The 14,535-nt window shown below is 71.9% G+C and carries 12 protein-coding genes; 5 read left to right on the forward strand and 7 right to left on the reverse strand.

Features of this window, described 5'->3' with window-relative positions; genetic code table 11:
- Window positions 1-53 precede the first annotated feature (53 nt).
- The 5 genes from DEJ03_RS16575 (at window position 54) to DEJ03_RS16595 (ending at window position 5,138) form a co-directional block, all read left to right on the forward strand.
- Window positions 54-482: a DUF3060 domain-containing protein gene (locus tag DEJ03_RS16575; RefSeq protein WP_110865478.1), complete on the forward strand. Its 429-nt coding sequence runs from the start codon at window positions 54-56 to the stop codon at window positions 480-482.
- 124 nt (window positions 483-606) lie between these two features.
- A complete protein-coding gene (locus DEJ03_RS16580) occupies window positions 607-1,965 on the forward strand; it encodes a polysaccharide biosynthesis tyrosine autokinase (RefSeq protein WP_110865479.1) in 1,359 nt (452 codons plus the stop codon).
- A 21-nt stretch (window positions 1,966-1,986) separates the two neighbouring features.
- The gene (locus DEJ03_RS16585; RefSeq protein ID WP_110865492.1) at window positions 1,987-2,628 is read left to right on the forward strand and encodes a sugar transferase; all 642 of its coding nucleotides are present in this window, start codon (window positions 1,987-1,989) and stop codon (window positions 2,626-2,628) included.
- Complete coding sequence (locus DEJ03_RS16590) at window positions 2,625-3,944, forward strand: glycosyltransferase family 4 protein (RefSeq protein ID WP_181422764.1); 1,320 nt, start codon at window positions 2,625-2,627, stop codon at window positions 3,942-3,944. The genes DEJ03_RS16585 and DEJ03_RS16590 overlap by 4 nt, the downstream gene beginning before the upstream one ends.
- A 51-nt stretch (window positions 3,945-3,995) precedes the next feature.
- The gene (locus DEJ03_RS16595) at window positions 3,996-5,138 is read left to right on the forward strand and encodes a glycosyltransferase (RefSeq protein ID WP_110865481.1); all 1,143 of its coding nucleotides are present in this window, start codon (window positions 3,996-3,998) and stop codon (window positions 5,136-5,138) included.
- A gap of 1,594 nt (window positions 5,139-6,732) precedes the next feature.
- On the opposite strand, the gene DEJ03_RS16600 is transcribed toward DEJ03_RS16595, so the two are convergent.
- The 7 genes from DEJ03_RS16600 to DEJ03_RS16630 all read right to left on the reverse strand — a co-directional run.
- Complete coding sequence (locus DEJ03_RS16600; protein WP_110865482.1) at window positions 6,733-8,142, reverse strand: right-handed parallel beta-helix repeat-containing protein; 1,410 nt, start codon at window positions 8,140-8,142, stop codon at window positions 6,733-6,735.
- A complete protein-coding gene (locus DEJ03_RS16605) occupies window positions 8,139-9,317 on the reverse strand; it encodes a glycosyltransferase (RefSeq protein ID WP_110865483.1) in 1,179 nt (392 codons plus the stop codon). The genes DEJ03_RS16600 and DEJ03_RS16605 overlap by 4 nt, the downstream gene beginning before the upstream one ends.
- Before the next feature lie 71 nt (window positions 9,318-9,388).
- On the reverse strand, window positions 9,389-10,654 hold the full coding sequence (locus DEJ03_RS16610; RefSeq protein WP_181422765.1) for a lipopolysaccharide biosynthesis protein: 1,266 nt from the start codon (window positions 10,652-10,654) through the stop codon (window positions 9,389-9,391).
- Window positions 10,655-10,658: 4 nt separating this feature from the next.
- Entirely contained in the window at window positions 10,659-11,966 is a 1,308-nt protein-coding gene (locus tag DEJ03_RS16615) for a nucleotide sugar dehydrogenase (RefSeq protein ID WP_110865485.1), read from the reverse strand.
- Window positions 11,963-12,979 carry a Gfo/Idh/MocA family protein gene (locus DEJ03_RS16620; RefSeq protein WP_110865486.1) on the reverse strand — a complete coding sequence of 339 codons (1,017 nt, stop codon included), beginning with the start codon at window positions 12,977-12,979 and terminating at the stop codon, window positions 11,963-11,965. The genes DEJ03_RS16615 and DEJ03_RS16620 overlap by 4 nt, the downstream gene beginning before the upstream one ends.
- Window positions 12,976-14,073 carry a DegT/DnrJ/EryC1/StrS aminotransferase family protein gene (locus DEJ03_RS16625; RefSeq protein ID WP_110865487.1) on the reverse strand — a complete coding sequence of 366 codons (1,098 nt, stop codon included), beginning with the start codon at window positions 14,071-14,073 and terminating at the stop codon, window positions 12,976-12,978. Before DEJ03_RS16625 ends, DEJ03_RS16620 begins: the two co-directional genes overlap by 4 nt.
- Window positions 14,070-14,535 (reverse strand): N-acetyltransferase (locus tag DEJ03_RS16630; protein WP_110865493.1); only part of this gene is annotated, 466 nt, incomplete at its 5' end. The genes DEJ03_RS16625 and DEJ03_RS16630, both read right to left, overlap by 4 nt.

A 14,535-nucleotide genomic window follows, 5' to 3' on the forward strand; every position in this document is an offset into this window, starting at 1 on the left:
CTGTCGCACCACGACAGGAGGGCCGCCCCCCCTCTGCTCCCGGAAGGAACCCGATGAACACCACGATCCGCCGCGGCCTCGCCGCAGCATCCATCGCCCTCGTCGCCGCGTTCGGCGTCACCGCCTGCAGCACGTCTGACGCGAAGGGCCCCGCGCCCACCGCCTCGAGCACGACGAAGGCTGCTCAGACCACCTACAACGAGTGCATCGACGGAGCCGTGCAGCTCTGGGACGAGGACGAGGACTCGGACAAGACGATCACGACAGAGGACTGCGCAGCGGCGAACCTCATCAGCTCGAACCGCACCTACGACCTCGGCACGATCGGCACCATCACGGTCGAGGCGAGCAACGCCACGATCTCGGTCTCCTCGACGAAGAAGGTCTTCTTCAGCGGATCCAACAACAGCCTGACCTACGAGGGGGAAGCCCCCAAGGTCGACGACCAGGGCAAGGGGAACACCGTCACGGCGGCCGGCTGAGTCCAGCCCGCGCAGCCACAACGAGGAGGGGACGGAAGCCTCACTTCCGTCCCCTTCTGCGTGCAGTATTGTTCTTTCAGATGTGATGTTTTAGACTGATCACCGAACCCGACCGGAGGCCCCCTTGAACTACCTCGTCGTCATCCGCGCCCTCGTCTCGGGCTGGTGGATCATCGCAGGTGCCACGCTCCTCGGAGCAGGCCTCTCCCTCGTCGTGACGAGCATCACGCCGCCCACCTACCAGGCATCGACCTCCTACTACGTGTCCGTCGCCGGGGACACCTCGGCATCCGCCGGCGAGATCGCGCAGGGGTCGAACGCCGCACAGCAGAAGATCAAGTCGTACATGCAACTCGCGACCTCCCCCCGCGTCCTGCAGGGCGTGGTTGACGAGCTCGAACTCGACACCACTCCGGCGGCCCTGGCATCCAGGATCACCACCTCCGTCGACGCCGGCACCGTGATCATCAAGATCGCCGTCCAGGACGGGTCCCCGAAGGTCGCCGCCACGATCGCCGAGCAGGTCGGCAAGCGGCTCGCCGGCGTGGTGCAGCAGATCGAACCCCGCGGCGCCGACCAGACGCCGTCGGTGCGACTCGAAGAGGTCACGCCTGCGAGCGAGCCCACCACCCCGATCTCCCCTCGGAAAGCAGCAGACCTCACGCTCGGTCTGGCCGCTGGCCTCGCCGCCGGTGCTGCCCTCGCCCTGCTCCGGGCTGCGGTCGACACCCGCATCCGCTCGGGAGAGGACCTCGACGTCGACGTCCCCGTGGTCGGGGACATCGCGTTCGACACCGATGCCGCTCGCCGTCCCTTGATCGTCCGGGACGAGGTGAACACCCCGAGATCGGAGGCCTTCCGCAGCCTCCGCACGAACATCCAGTTCCTCCGCACCAGCGGCGCCCCCACCATTGCCGTGACCAGCGCCAGACCGTCCGAGGGCAAGACCACCACCACCGCCAACCTGGGCATCGCGTTGAGCAAGAGCGGCATGCGCACGGTGATCGTCGACGCCGACCTCCGTCGACCGAACGTGGCCTCCGTGATGAGCATCGAGGGGGCCGTGGGGCTCACCGACCTGCTCGTCGGACGCGTCGAGCTGGAAGACGTCCTGCAGGACTGGGGCCTCGATGGTCTCGCCGTACTGCCGGCCGGCACGATCCCGCCGAACCCGAGTGAACTGATCGGGTCGGAGGCGATGACCCGCGTCCTCGCCGAGCTCGCGTCGCGGTTCGACGTCGTGCTGGTCGACACACCGCCGGTCCTGGCCGTCACCGACTCGGCACTCGTCAGCACCCTCGTGTCGACGACCCTGCTGGTCACCGCCGCCAACCAGACGAAGCGCTCCGACGTCCGGCTGGCGATCGAGGCACTGGCACGGGTCGGGCAGCAGGTCGCCGGCATCGTCCTCACCAAGACCAAGCACAAGGCTTCCCGCAGTGCGTACTACCGCTCGGACTACACGAGCCCTCGCACCACCTGACCGACGACAAGGACACGATCGATGCAGTCCCCCCGCCGCACACGCACCCTCCGCACGAAGCGCCTCCTCGACATCGTCGGTGCCGCCGTCGCGCTCGTCGCACTGTCACCGGTCCTCGCCGTCGTGGCGGGGCTCGTGGCGATCCGGCTCGGTCGACCAGTGCTCTTCCGGCAGCTGCGTCCCGGACTCAACGGCGTGACGTTCACCATCCTGAAGTTCCGGACGATGCTCGAACCCGACCCCGCCGCCGGCCTCGTCAGCGACCGTGATCGCCTCACGTCGTTCGGCTCGTTCCTCCGGTCGACGAGCCTCGACGAGCTCCCCAGCCTGTGGAACATCCTGCGGGGTGACATGAGCTTCGTCGGTCCCCGCCCGACCCTCTGCCGGTACCTCGACCTCTACACCGCCGAGGAGTCCCGCCGACACGACGTCCTGCCCGGTCTGACCGGTCTCGCCCAGGTCCGTGGCCGCAACGCGCTCCCGTGGCCCGAGCGCCTCCGGTCGGACGTCGAGTACGTCGACACCGTGTCGCTCGGCCTCGACCTCCGCATCCTGCTCCGCACGGTCGTCGTCGTGCTCCGACGCGAGGGCATCGCCGCGCCGGGCCACGTCAGTTCCGACGACTTCGAGGGGACCGCGGCGATGACGGGTGGATCACGGTGAGGACCGTCTGGATCGTCAACCACTACGCGCACCACCGCGAGCGGGACGGCCGCGCGACCCGCCACCAGCACCTCGCCGCGGGTCTGACCGAGCACGGGTGGCGCACGGTGGTCATCGCCGCCGGCACGGACCACCCCTCCGGCCGCTCCCACCTGCACGGGACGACGCTGCGCGAGCGCTGGACCGGCGACGGGTACGAGTTCTGCTGGCTCCGGGGAGTCGACCACCGTGGTGCCGGCGCTCGCCGGGCGATCCGTCGCATCGCCGACATCGGCCTGTTCACCGCGCTGCTGCTCCGGCCGGGTTCGCTCCGAGGGCTCCCCCGACCGGACGTCGTGATCGGTGGGTCCTTCCATCCCCTGGCGGCGTGGGGCGCCTCGGTGCTCGCACGACGGATGGACGTGCCGTTCGTCTTCGAGCCGCGCGACCTCTGGCCGGAATCAGCCCTCGGGCTGGCGGGCATGACCGAACGGCACCCGCTGGTCCGGCTGCTCCGGCGGCTGGAACGGACCGTCGTCCGCCGGGCAGCGCACATCGTCTCCCCGCTCGAGGGCGTCGGCCGGTACTACGCCGACCGCGGTCAGCCCACGCCCTTCACCTGGGTCCCGAACGGTGTCGCGCTCGACGAGCGAGCCGACGAACCCGGCGAACCCGACACACCCGACGCACCCGACGCACCCGACGCACCCGAAGAGCCTGCGGACGAGCCCGACACCGCACTCGCGCCCGCTGACGACCGCTTCACGGTCACCTACATCGGCTCGATGGGGCCGGCGAACGCGCTCGAAGCCGTCCTCGACGGCTTCGACCTCGCCGCCCGCCGGGCAGCCGCGAGCGGCGGCCGGCGTCTGGTGCTCCGCATGGTCGGGGACGGATCGGACGTCAGCGCGCTCCGGGAACGCGCGTCGCGCCTCCAGGCCGGCGTGGACGTGATCTGGGACGGACGGGTGCCGCAGGACGACGCCCGCCGCATCGGGCGCCGAGCGGACTGCCTGGTCGTCAACATGCACGACCTGCCGCTGTACCAACACGGCGTCTCGATGAACAAGCAGTACGAGTACATGCTGCTCGGCCGCCCGTTGCTCGTCGGAGCACCCGTCCCCCTCGAACCCGTGGTCGCTTCCGCCAGCGGCCTGCACGTCCGGCCGGACGACCCCGAGGCGATCGCCGAGGGCATCCTCACGCTCGCGGCGATGTCCGCCGCCGAACGCGAGGCCATGGGTGCCCGCGGCCGCGACCATGTCGTGCGCGAGCACGACTACCGAGTCCTGGCCGGCGTCCTGGCCGGCGTCCTCGACGACACCGTCGCCGCCTGACCCCTCCCTGTCCCGTCCCGTCCTGTCCGTCCCGTCCGAGGAAACCCGAGCATGCTCCCCGACATCGTCCACGTCTCCAGCGCCCACCCCTGGGTCGACAACCGCGTCCATCTGCGGGAAGCCGCGGCAGCGGCCGACGCCGGCTACCGCGTCCGCCTCATCGCGGTCGAGTCCGACCTCGGCGCCCCACCCACGGCCGTCGAGGTGGTGCGGATCCCACGGCGAGCGCGTGTCCGGCGCATGGTCGTGTCGACGACGCAGGCACTCGCCCTCGCGCTGCGGTCGCGTGCCCGGGTGGTGCACCTGCACGATCCCGAACTCATCTGGACCATCCCGGTGCTCCGGCTGGCCGGTCGCACCGTCGTCTACGACGCGCACGAGGACCTGCCCGACCAGGTCTGGGGCAAGGACTACCTGACCCACCGGCAGCGTGCCGTGTTCGCGTGGCTCTCGCACGGGCTGCTCCGCGTGGCCGGCACGGCGAACCGGGTGGTCACCGCGACCGAGTGGACCGGACGCCGGTTCCCGGCACCGCGCCGGATCGCGATCCACAACTTCCCCTTCGCGCGTCCGGAAGACGACGCCCAGGTCGGCCTGGAGGCGCGGCCCGCCCTGGTCGCGCACGTCGGCGTCCTGAGTCACGACCGTGGCATCGACGTGCTCGCGTCCGTCGTCGAGGAACCGTCGTTCCCGGCGGGATGGCGGGTCGAGATGGTCGGCTCGATCGACCGGGCGACGTCGACGGAGCGGTTGCGTGCCGCCGAGGCCACCGGCCGGGCTGTGCACGGCGGCGTCGTCGGTCCGATGGAAGCGCGCGACCTGCTCCTCCGCGCCCGGATCGGCGTGGTCCCCTTCCGTCGGACGCCCGTCACCGACCAGATCTTCCCGACGAAGCTGTTCGAGTACCTCGCGGCCGGACTCGCCGTCATCGCCACCGACATCCCCCTGTGGCGGCACCTGTTGCGCGGGGTCGAGTGCGTGACCTTCGTCCCCGCTGACGACCCCACGGCCATCGCCGAGGCGATCCGCCGGTACGCGGACGACCCCGCGCTCCTCGAGCGGCACGGTGCCGAGGCCCGGCGGGCGGCCGCGCGGTTCACCTGGGCCCCGGAGGCCGAGCGGTTGGTCGAGATGTACGACGAACTCCTGCCCGGCGTCCGCGCAGCACGATCGACGCCGACGGCCACCCGGTGACGCGGGCGACGATCGACCGGGCCGAGCTCGCACGTCCGGTCGGACGGGTGACGGGCGTGTTCGTCGCGGTCGGGCTCCTCGGCCTCACGATGAACTGGATCTCGGCGAACCTCGTCGCACCGATCTTCTCGTACCTGGGGTACGGCTACGTCCCCGCGCCCTGGCAGGCACTGCTCGTCGTCATCGTGCTGACGACCGGGGTGGCGCTGACGCTCCCCCGGGTGCTCGTCCGGCCGTCGCACGTCGTGCTCTGGACGATCTTCGTGGTGTGCGTCAGCCCGACGATGATCATGAGCATCTCGACCGGGTACGTGTCCACCGCCACGGCGATCGCGCTCAGTGCCGCGGTGGGGACGGCGTTCGCACTGGTCAGCCTGGCCACGCCGAGCGGCGCGACTGCTCCGGCAGCCCGGGTCGAGCCGGCGGACGACGTGCTGGTCATCGGCGCGCGGCGGATCGACCGTGGCACGCTCACCTGGCTGGTGTGCGGCCTCTACTCCCTCGTCACCTACGGCCTGATGGCGGCCACGGTCGGCATCCACATCCGGTTCCTGGCGCTCGACGACATCTACGAGGTGCGTGCCGACTACTCGGCCGACGTCGGGACCGGTGGTGCCCTCGGGTACCTGCTGACCGGTCAGGCGTACGTGATCAACCCGCTGGTCCTCGCGCGCGGCATCTTCCGTCGCCGCCCGTCCCTGGTGGTCCTCGCCCTGGCCGGGCAGTTCCTGCTGTACTCGAGCACCGGGTTCAAGGCAGTCCTGTTCTCGTTCATCGCCGTCCTCGGGATGGCGGTGCTGTTCCGGGGCGCGAAGCCGGCGCGGTCGCTCGCCTTCCTCGGCGCGCCCCTCGCGATCATGATCGTCTCCGCGGTCGCCGACGAGGTGCAGGGCGGCATCACCTGGACGTCGGTGTTCACCCGTCGCTTCATGCTGACGCCGGGGCTGCTGTCATCGGTCTACGTCGACTACTTCTCCGACAACCCCGTCGCACGCTACGGGTACTCGTTCCTCAGCCCCTGGATCGAGTACCCGTACGATCTGCCGCCGCCGAAACGGATCTCCGACTACCTGGTGCCCGGGTCGGTGGGCTACGCGAACGCCAACCTGTTCGCCGACGGGTTCGCGAACCTGGGGTGGATCGGGATCTTCGTCGCGGCGGCTGCGCTGTTCGTCTGGCTGCGGTTCCTCGACGGCGCGAGCCGGGGGCTCCCGATGCGGGTCGCGGCGATGGCAGTGGTGATGCCGAGCATCATGCTGTCCAACACGTCCATCTTCACGGCGATGCTCTCGCACGGGCTGCTGATGGGGACGCTGATCCTGCTGATCGCCCCGCGCAGCGGCTGGGAGCGGGCCTCGCCCAGACGGCGGCCCACCGCTCCGGGCGACGATCGGCTGCGAGCACGGTCCCGGAGCGGCCGCCGTTCGGCGATCGTGGGCGGAGCACCCGCGCCCGCGCTGACACAGGTGTCGGCACCGGCCCCGATGCTGCTCCGCGCGGTGCCGGTGCAGGGTGCTGGGCGCCGCGATGCTGCAGCACGTGCGCGGATCGCTGGCCGGACCGACCGGCGGAAGGTGCCGGGGCGTCGGGCAGCTCAGCCCTCGCGGACCCGGAGCACCGCGCCGGCACCGGCCACGACCGCTGTCGTCGTCGCAGCCCAGTCGTTGTCCACGAGCACCAGGTCGTTGGCCGTCTGGCGGCACAGCACCCCGTAGACGGCACCGCTCTCGACGCTGCCCTCGTACCGGTTGCCCACCAGGTGCCCGCGGTTCTCGGTGGCGCGGACGTCGATCGCGACGGACGTCGCCGTGCCCTGTCGCCGCAGCCCCGCGATCCGGTTGCCGACGAGCGTGATGCCGTCGTTCGAGTGGTACAGGGAGAGCCCGCGACGGACTCCGCCCGGGCAGTGGTTGTGCGCGACGATCAGGTGCCGCGTCAGGTAGACGAGCACGGCCCCGTCGCGGTCACCGTCCCCGTACCCCGTCACCGTGTTGCGGAGGACGATGCCGTTCGCCCGTTCGGCGGGGTCCCCGACGGTCTCGCCCGCGCCGCGGATGACGATGCCGGACCCGGGGCCGGACGTCGTGCGGCGGACGACGTTGTCGATGACCGAGCAGTCGAGGGGCGCGTACTTCGTGGCGCCGGCGTTCGCCTCGTCCTTCGAGGGGACGACGGCGATCCCCACCCGGCAGTTCTCGACGAGGTTGCGGAGGATCGCGATGGACTGCCCGCCGTGGGTGTCGATGCCTTCCCACGCAGGGACGTCGGAGACGTGGTTGTCCGCGATGACGATCCGGGCCGAACGTGGTGCGCCGAGGAGTCCGGTGGTGGTCGCGCGGACGGCCTCGATGCCGTAGGAGTTCAGGTACGGCGCGGGCTGGGTCACCCGCGCGATGCGGTTGCCGCGCACCGTGCCGTCGATGCACGAGAACATGAGCACCCCGGCGTAGCCGACGTCGGCGATGACGCAGTCCGCGACGGTGAACGCCATGCAGTGGTCGAGCAGGACACCGTCGTGGGAGAAGTCGCGGATGTCGGCGCCGTGGATCCGGACGTCGCGGAACGGCCGGGTGACGGTGCCGACGACGTGGACACCCCGACCGAGTCCGGAGTGGTCCGACCCGGAGCCACGGAGGACCGCGTCGATGATGGTGACGTCCGACGCGGCGACGACGACCAGGTCGATGTCGCGCGTGGTGGAGAGCGATCCGCCGACGAACCGGATCGTCATCGCGCGGTCGATCCGCAGCGGCTCGGACAGCGCCCAGTGCCGGGTCACGACGAGCACGGCACCCGCGTCGGTGGCCGCGACGGCGTCCTGCAACCGGGCGACCCCGGCGTCGGTCACCGTCCGGGCCGTGTCTGCTGGAGCGGGATTCGAGCGCCCGGACGCGGCAGCCGGGCGGGTCCCGGTGGCGAGCAGCGCGGCGGGGATCGCTCCGGCCGCGCCGAACAGCGCACCCCGTCGGCTGACGACCGACCGGGGTGTCCGGAGCGGCGTCACCGCCCGACTGCTTCCGGCATCGGCGAGACGCCGGACAGCGAGCGGTACAGGTCGAGCAGGACGTGCTCTTCGTGGTCCCACCGGAAGCGTTCGAGCACCAGGGCGCGGCCGGCTTCGGCGTGCTGTCGCAGCAGATCAGGATCGCCGTCGTACCGGCGGAGTGCGGCCACGACGGCCTCCGGGTCACCCGGTGGCACCCACGTCGCGCAGTCGGCGCCGTCGAGCAGCTCGCGCCAGAGCGGGACGTCGGTCGCGACGACCGCCAGTCCGGCCGCCAGGTACTCGAACAGCTTGGTGGGGATCGACGCCGCGTACGCCGGCGTCGGCAGGAGTGGGAGCAGCCCGACGCGGGCCGTCACCAACAGGTCGCGGGCCGCGCGGGGTGCCAGGACGCCGCGGTGGTCGATGCGCCCGGTGTCGACCAGCGCATCGAACGCACCGCGGTCGACCGCGGAGTCGATCGGACCGGCGGTGACCACGCGCCAGCCGTCCGGGAGCTCGGGCGACGCCGCGACCCCGGTCAGGACGTCGATCCCCCGGTCGCGGCTCATCGACCCGAGGTAGACGGCCACCCGACCACGAGCAGCGGCCGGCGGGGCGTCGGTGTCCTCGGCTCGGAGCCGTGGGACGTTCCGGACCAGGACGGTCCGGTCGGCGCGGAAGCGGCGCGCGATGGTCGGCGTCGCGGCCACCACGGTGCGTGACCGGCGTGCGAGGGCCACTGCCGCGTGCGCCGCCACCGTGCTGCCGCGGCGGGCCACGGGGCCGAGGTACTCCTTGCCCCGCACCTGCTCCGGCAGGTCTTCGTGGGCGTCGTACACCACCGTCCGGTGCAGCACGCGCAGGAGCGGGAGCGCCCACAACAGTTCGGGGTCGTGCAGGTGCACGATCGGCGCCCGGGACGACAGTGCCGCCCCGATGGCCTGGACCGAGGACAGCAGCACCCGTCGCCCGCGACGCCGAGCCGGGATGCGTCGGACGTACACCCCCGTCTCGGGATCGGGCAGGTGCCAGTCCGGATCGGCGCCGACGCCTGCGGCAGCGACGGCAACCAACGCCGTGCGGTACCCGGCACGCGCCGCGCTCGCCGCAGCACGGAGGTGCACTCGGTTGTCGGTCCACGGGTGGGCGCTCGAGACGTGGACGATGTCGAACGGGCGGGGTCGAGGGGCCATGCAGCGAAACTATGGGGCGCCGCTGCCCCCGAGCGAGTTATCTACATGTTGCATTCCAGCAGGCGGGCCGCTCACGGCATCGCGCCGAGCAGATCGTCGTCGTGGTGGCGGGTCGCCCGCACCACGAGCAGCAGGACCGCCGCGTAGGAGACCGTCATCGCCGAGGCGAGCGCGACGAGCACGACCGGCATCGGGGCCCCGAGCACGGACGGCACGAGCACCGCGGCGGCGCACACCACGAGACGCGATGCGTCCCACGTCAGCTGTGCCCCCTGCCGCTGCAGCATCGACAGCACCTGCGTGACCGGCGATGCGGCGACCTGGACTGCGAACGCCGGGACGAGGACCTGGGAGTAGGTGCCGGAGACCGCCCACTCCACACCGAACACGGTCGAGAACACCGCGGGTCCGAGCAGCACGACGACGAGCACCGCGACCGCACCCGCGGTGGCGAGACGCACGACGAGCCGCAGGACGAGCCGGCGCACGGGATCGCCGGATCGGATGCGGAGTCCGAACGCCCCGGCGGCGTACTGCGCGGTCGCGTCGGCGACCATGCCGACGGGCGCACCGAGCACCCGCATCGTGAGGGCGACGAAGCCCGCGGCGACGCTGCCGTGCAGCGCCGCGATGAGCAGACCGGGAGCCTGCTGCCCGACGACGTTCAGCATCGAGGACCACGGCGTGACGACGAGGAACCGCCGGTGGTGACGGGCGGCGGCCGAGAGCGACCGAGGGGTGATCCGCTCGCCGTCACCCCGCCGGAACCGGACCATCCCGAGCACGGCTGCGATCCGGCCGACCGCCAAGCCGCCCACCAGCCCGACCGGACCGACCGCGGCCATCGCCAGGTTCCAGACGGACTGGCCGATGCCCTGGCAGGCGTTGCGCACGGCGATGGACCGGTGCTGCTGCCGCCGCGCGAGCACGGCGGAGGCGATCCGTTGCACCCCCACCGCGACGACCGTCACGGGGACGGCCCACCACAGGTCTTCGAGGGCCGGTGCGGTGAACCACCGTGCCGCGTGGCCGCGGAGGACCCAGGCGACCCCGGTGGTGCCGACGCCGACGACCAGCGTCGAGAGCAGACCGAGTGCGACCAGCGCGCTGGTCGTCGCCCGGTCGTGTGCGACGACCAGCGCACGGTCGGTGCCGAGCGTCGCACCGGCTCCGAGGATGCTCGCGACCGCCGTGACGACCGCGAGCGTGCCGAAGTCCGCCGGGGTGTAGAGCCGGGTCAGCAGCGGTGAGATCGCCACGACCAGGCCCTGTCCGAGGACCGTGCCGACGAGGATCGTCGCGATCGCCGGGAGGCGCCGTCGGGGCGAGGACCGCACGGTGTCAGGCCACGGGGACCACGGGCGGAGCACCGATCGCGGTCACCGTGGTGGACGCCCACCGTTCGACGTCGAGGACCCGTCGGCCGTCGACGACCGTGCGGACGCCGGGGAGCCGGGACTCGTCCCACGTCGCGTACTCGGCGTGGTCGGCCTGCACGACCGCCGCGTCCACCGGTTCGCCGTCGACGTGGGGCTCGAAGCCGAGACTGCGGAGTTCGACGTCCGAGTACAGGGGGTCGGACACGGTCACCACTGCGCCGTGGACCCGGAGCGCGTCGACGGTGCCGAAGACCCCGGAGAACGCGGTCTCCTTCACGCCGCCACGGTAGGCGGCACCGAGGACCACGACCCGCTGGCCCCGCAGGTCCCCGTGCAGGCGCTCGAGGAGGTCGACCGCGTGGGCCGGCATCGCGGCGTTCCTGGCACGTGCGGCACGGACGACCGTGGCCTCCGGGTCGTTCCAGAGGTACAGCCGCGGGTACACCGGGATGCAGTGACCGCCGACCGCGATCCCGGGCCGGTGGATGTGGCTGTACGGCTGGGAGTTGCAGGCGTCGATGACCGCGGCGATGTCGATGGACTGCCGTTCGGCGAACCGGGCGAACTCGTTCGCCAGCGCGATGTTGACGTCGCGGTAGGTGGTCTCGGCGAGCTTCGCGAGCTCGGCGGCCTCGGCGGTGCGGAGGTCCCAGACGCCGTTCGGCCGACCGCGGTCGTCGCGCTCGTCGAACTGCAGCACCGCTTCGTAGAAGGCCCGGCCGCGCGCCGAGCCCTGGTCGGAGAGACCACCGACGAGCTTCGGGTAGCGCCGGAGGTCGGCGAACACCCGGCCGGTCAGGACCCGCTCCGGCGAGAAGACGACGTGGAAGTCCTGCCCCTCGACGAGTCCGGAGCGGGCCTCGAGCCGGGGCGCCCAGCGGCCACGGGTCGTCCCGACCGGCAGCGTCGTCTCGTACGCGACCAGGGTGCCGGGTCGCAGGTGGTCGCCGACCGTGTCGGTGGCGGCGTCCATCCAGCCGAAGTCGGGGATGCCGTCGGCATCGACGAAGAGCGGCACGACGACCACGACGACGTCGGCGTCGGGGATCGCTGCCGCGGCGTCCGTGGTCGCGCGGAGCAGCCCCGCGGGGACGACCTCACGCAGGCCGTCGGCGAGCCCGTGCTCGCCGGGGAACGGCTCGGTCGCAGCGTTCACGGCGTCGACCACCCCGCTCGCGACGTCGAGGCCGGTGACGTGTGCACCGGATCGTGCGTACTGGACGGCGAGCGGGAGCCCGATCTTGCCGAGACCGACGACGACGACGTTCATGCTGCTGCTCCTTCGGCGTCCGTGCCGAGCTGCACGGTCTGCTGGATCCGCGAGGACTCGAGGACGGCCTCGGCGACGAGCACCGTCCGGAGGCCGTCGCGGAGGGTGACGATGTCCGACGGCCGCCCGAGCACGGCGTCGCGGAACGCCTCGTGCTCGACCAGGAGCGGCTCGCGCTTGGTGATGGCGAACCGGGTGCTGGCCCCCTCGGACACACCCCGGAACGCGGCGACCTGGTCCCACTCGGTCTGGACGGTGCCGTTCTCGTGGAAGGTCAGGTCGGCGGTGAGGGTGTCGGCGACGAACGTGCCGCGGTCACCGGTGACGATCAACAGACGTTCCTTGTACGGGGTGAGCCAGTTCACGAGGTGCGAGGTCAGGGTGCCGTCGGCCAGGCGTCCGGTGACGGTGACGAGGTCCTCATGGGGACGCCCGCTCTTGGTGCCCGCGAGCGCTCCGACGTGGACGAACGGTGACCGGGCGATCCACGACGTCGAGTCGATGTCGTGCGTGGCGAGGTCCTTCACGACGCCGACGTCCGCGATCCGTGCGGGGAAGGGCCCCTGGCGACGCGTGACGATCTGGTAGACGTCGCCCAGCTCACCGGCGTCGAGCCGCTGTCGCAGCGCCTGCAACGCCGGGTTGTAGCGCTCGATGTGGCCTACCGCGCCGACGAGTCCGGCGCGGTCGAAGGCGGCCACGAGGCGCGCGGCAGCCGGACCGTCGACCGCGACGGGCTTCTCGATCAGGGCGTGCACCCCCGCCGCGGCGAGTTCCAGACCGACGGCTTCGTGGTGCGCCGTGGGGACCGCGACGACCGCAGTGTCGAGCCCGAGTGCGACGAGCTCACCGACGGACCGGACGACCGGCACGCCCTGGGCGACGTCGTGCGGGTCACCGAGGGCATCGGCGACGCCGACGAGCTCGACCCCCTCGAGCGACCGGAGGACCCGGGCGTGGTGCCGCCCCATCATCCCGAGGCCGATGACCCCGGCCCGCAGCACGCCGCTCATCGTCCGGCCCCGGCGAGGGTGTTGACGGCCTCGACGACGCGGTCGAGCTGGGAGAGCGTCAGGGTCGGGTAGACGGGGAGCGCGAGGACCTCGGACGCGGCACGCTCGGTCTCGGGCAGGTCGAGGTCGTGTGCGAACGACGGGAGGCGGTGGACGGGCGTCGGGTAGTAGACCCCGGTCCCGATGCCGAACTCGGAGCGCAGTGCGGCCGCGAAGCCGTCGCGGTCGGACGGCACCCGCACGACGTACTGGTGGAAGACGTGCTCGGCTCGGGGGTCGGTCGTCGGTGTCACCACCCCGTCGAGTTCACGGCTGAAGTAGGCCGCGTTCGCCTGCCGCTGTGCGGTCCACCCGAGCACCTTGCGGAGCTGCACACGCCCGATCGCAGCGTGGATGTCGGTCATCCGCGCGTTGAAGCCGATGACCTCGTTCGCGTAGCGCTGCTCCATGCCCTGGTTCCGCAGCAGCCGGAGCATCCGGTCCACCGCGGCGTCGCGGGTCGAGACCATGCCCCCTTCGCCCGCGGTCATGTTCTTGGTGGGGTAGAGGCTGAACGCCGCGGCGTCGGACGAACTGCCGACGCGCGTGCCGGCCCACCGGGCTCCGTGCGCCTGCGCAGCGTCCTCGACCACGAGCAGGTCGTGCTCCTCGGCGATCCGGGTGATCGCGGTCATGTCGGCCGGGTGCCCGTAGAGGTGCACCGGCATGACCGCACGGGTCGCCGGGGTGACGGCGGCCCGGACAGCCGCCGGGTCCACGCAGTAGGTCAGGGGATCGATGTCGACGAACACCGGCTCGGCGCCGACGAGTCGGACCGCGTTCGCCGTGGCCGCGAAGGTGAACGAGGGGACGATGACCTCGTCACCCGGACCGATGCCGAGCGCGACGAGCGCCAGGTGCAGGGCAGCGGTGCCGCTGTTGACCGCGGTGACCGAGGCTCCGGCGACGAGGACGTCGCCGAACTCGCGCTCGAAGGCGGCGACCTCGGGGCCCTGCGCGAGACCACCCCCCTCGAGGACGGCATCGACGGCGCGGCGTTCTTCGAGGCCGATGAGGGGCTTCGCCGCGGGGATGAGTTCGAGTGTGGTGGTCAACGGATCGCCTCGATCGTGTCGGTGGTCTCGGAGTGGAGGAAGCGGTCGCCGGTCTCGGTGCAGACCAGCGTTCGGTCGTCGACCTGCGCCAGCCGTCGGCCGGTCCGGCTCACCCAGCCGATGCGGCGGGCGGGGACCCCGGCGACGAGCGCGTGGTCCGGGACGTCGTGGACGACGACGGCGCCGGCCGCGACCATCGCCCACCGGCCGATGCGGATGGGGGCGACGCAGAGCGCCCCGGCGCCGATCGACGCGCCGTGCTCGACGACGACGGCCGTGGGCCGCCAGTCGTCGGCGTCCTGCACGGAACCGTCCGGGTTGATCGCCCGCGGCGTGTTGTCGTTGGTGAGGACGGCACCGGGGCCGATGAAGACACCGTCGCCGACGACCGCCGGTCCGTAGACGAGGGCACCGTTCTGGACCTTGCAGCGCGCTCCGATGCGCTGTCTCTTATACACATCT

The organism is Curtobacterium sp. MCLR17_043 (assembly GCF_003224215.1).
GTDB lineage: Bacteria > Actinomycetota > Actinomycetes > Actinomycetales > Microbacteriaceae > Curtobacterium > Curtobacterium flaccumfaciens.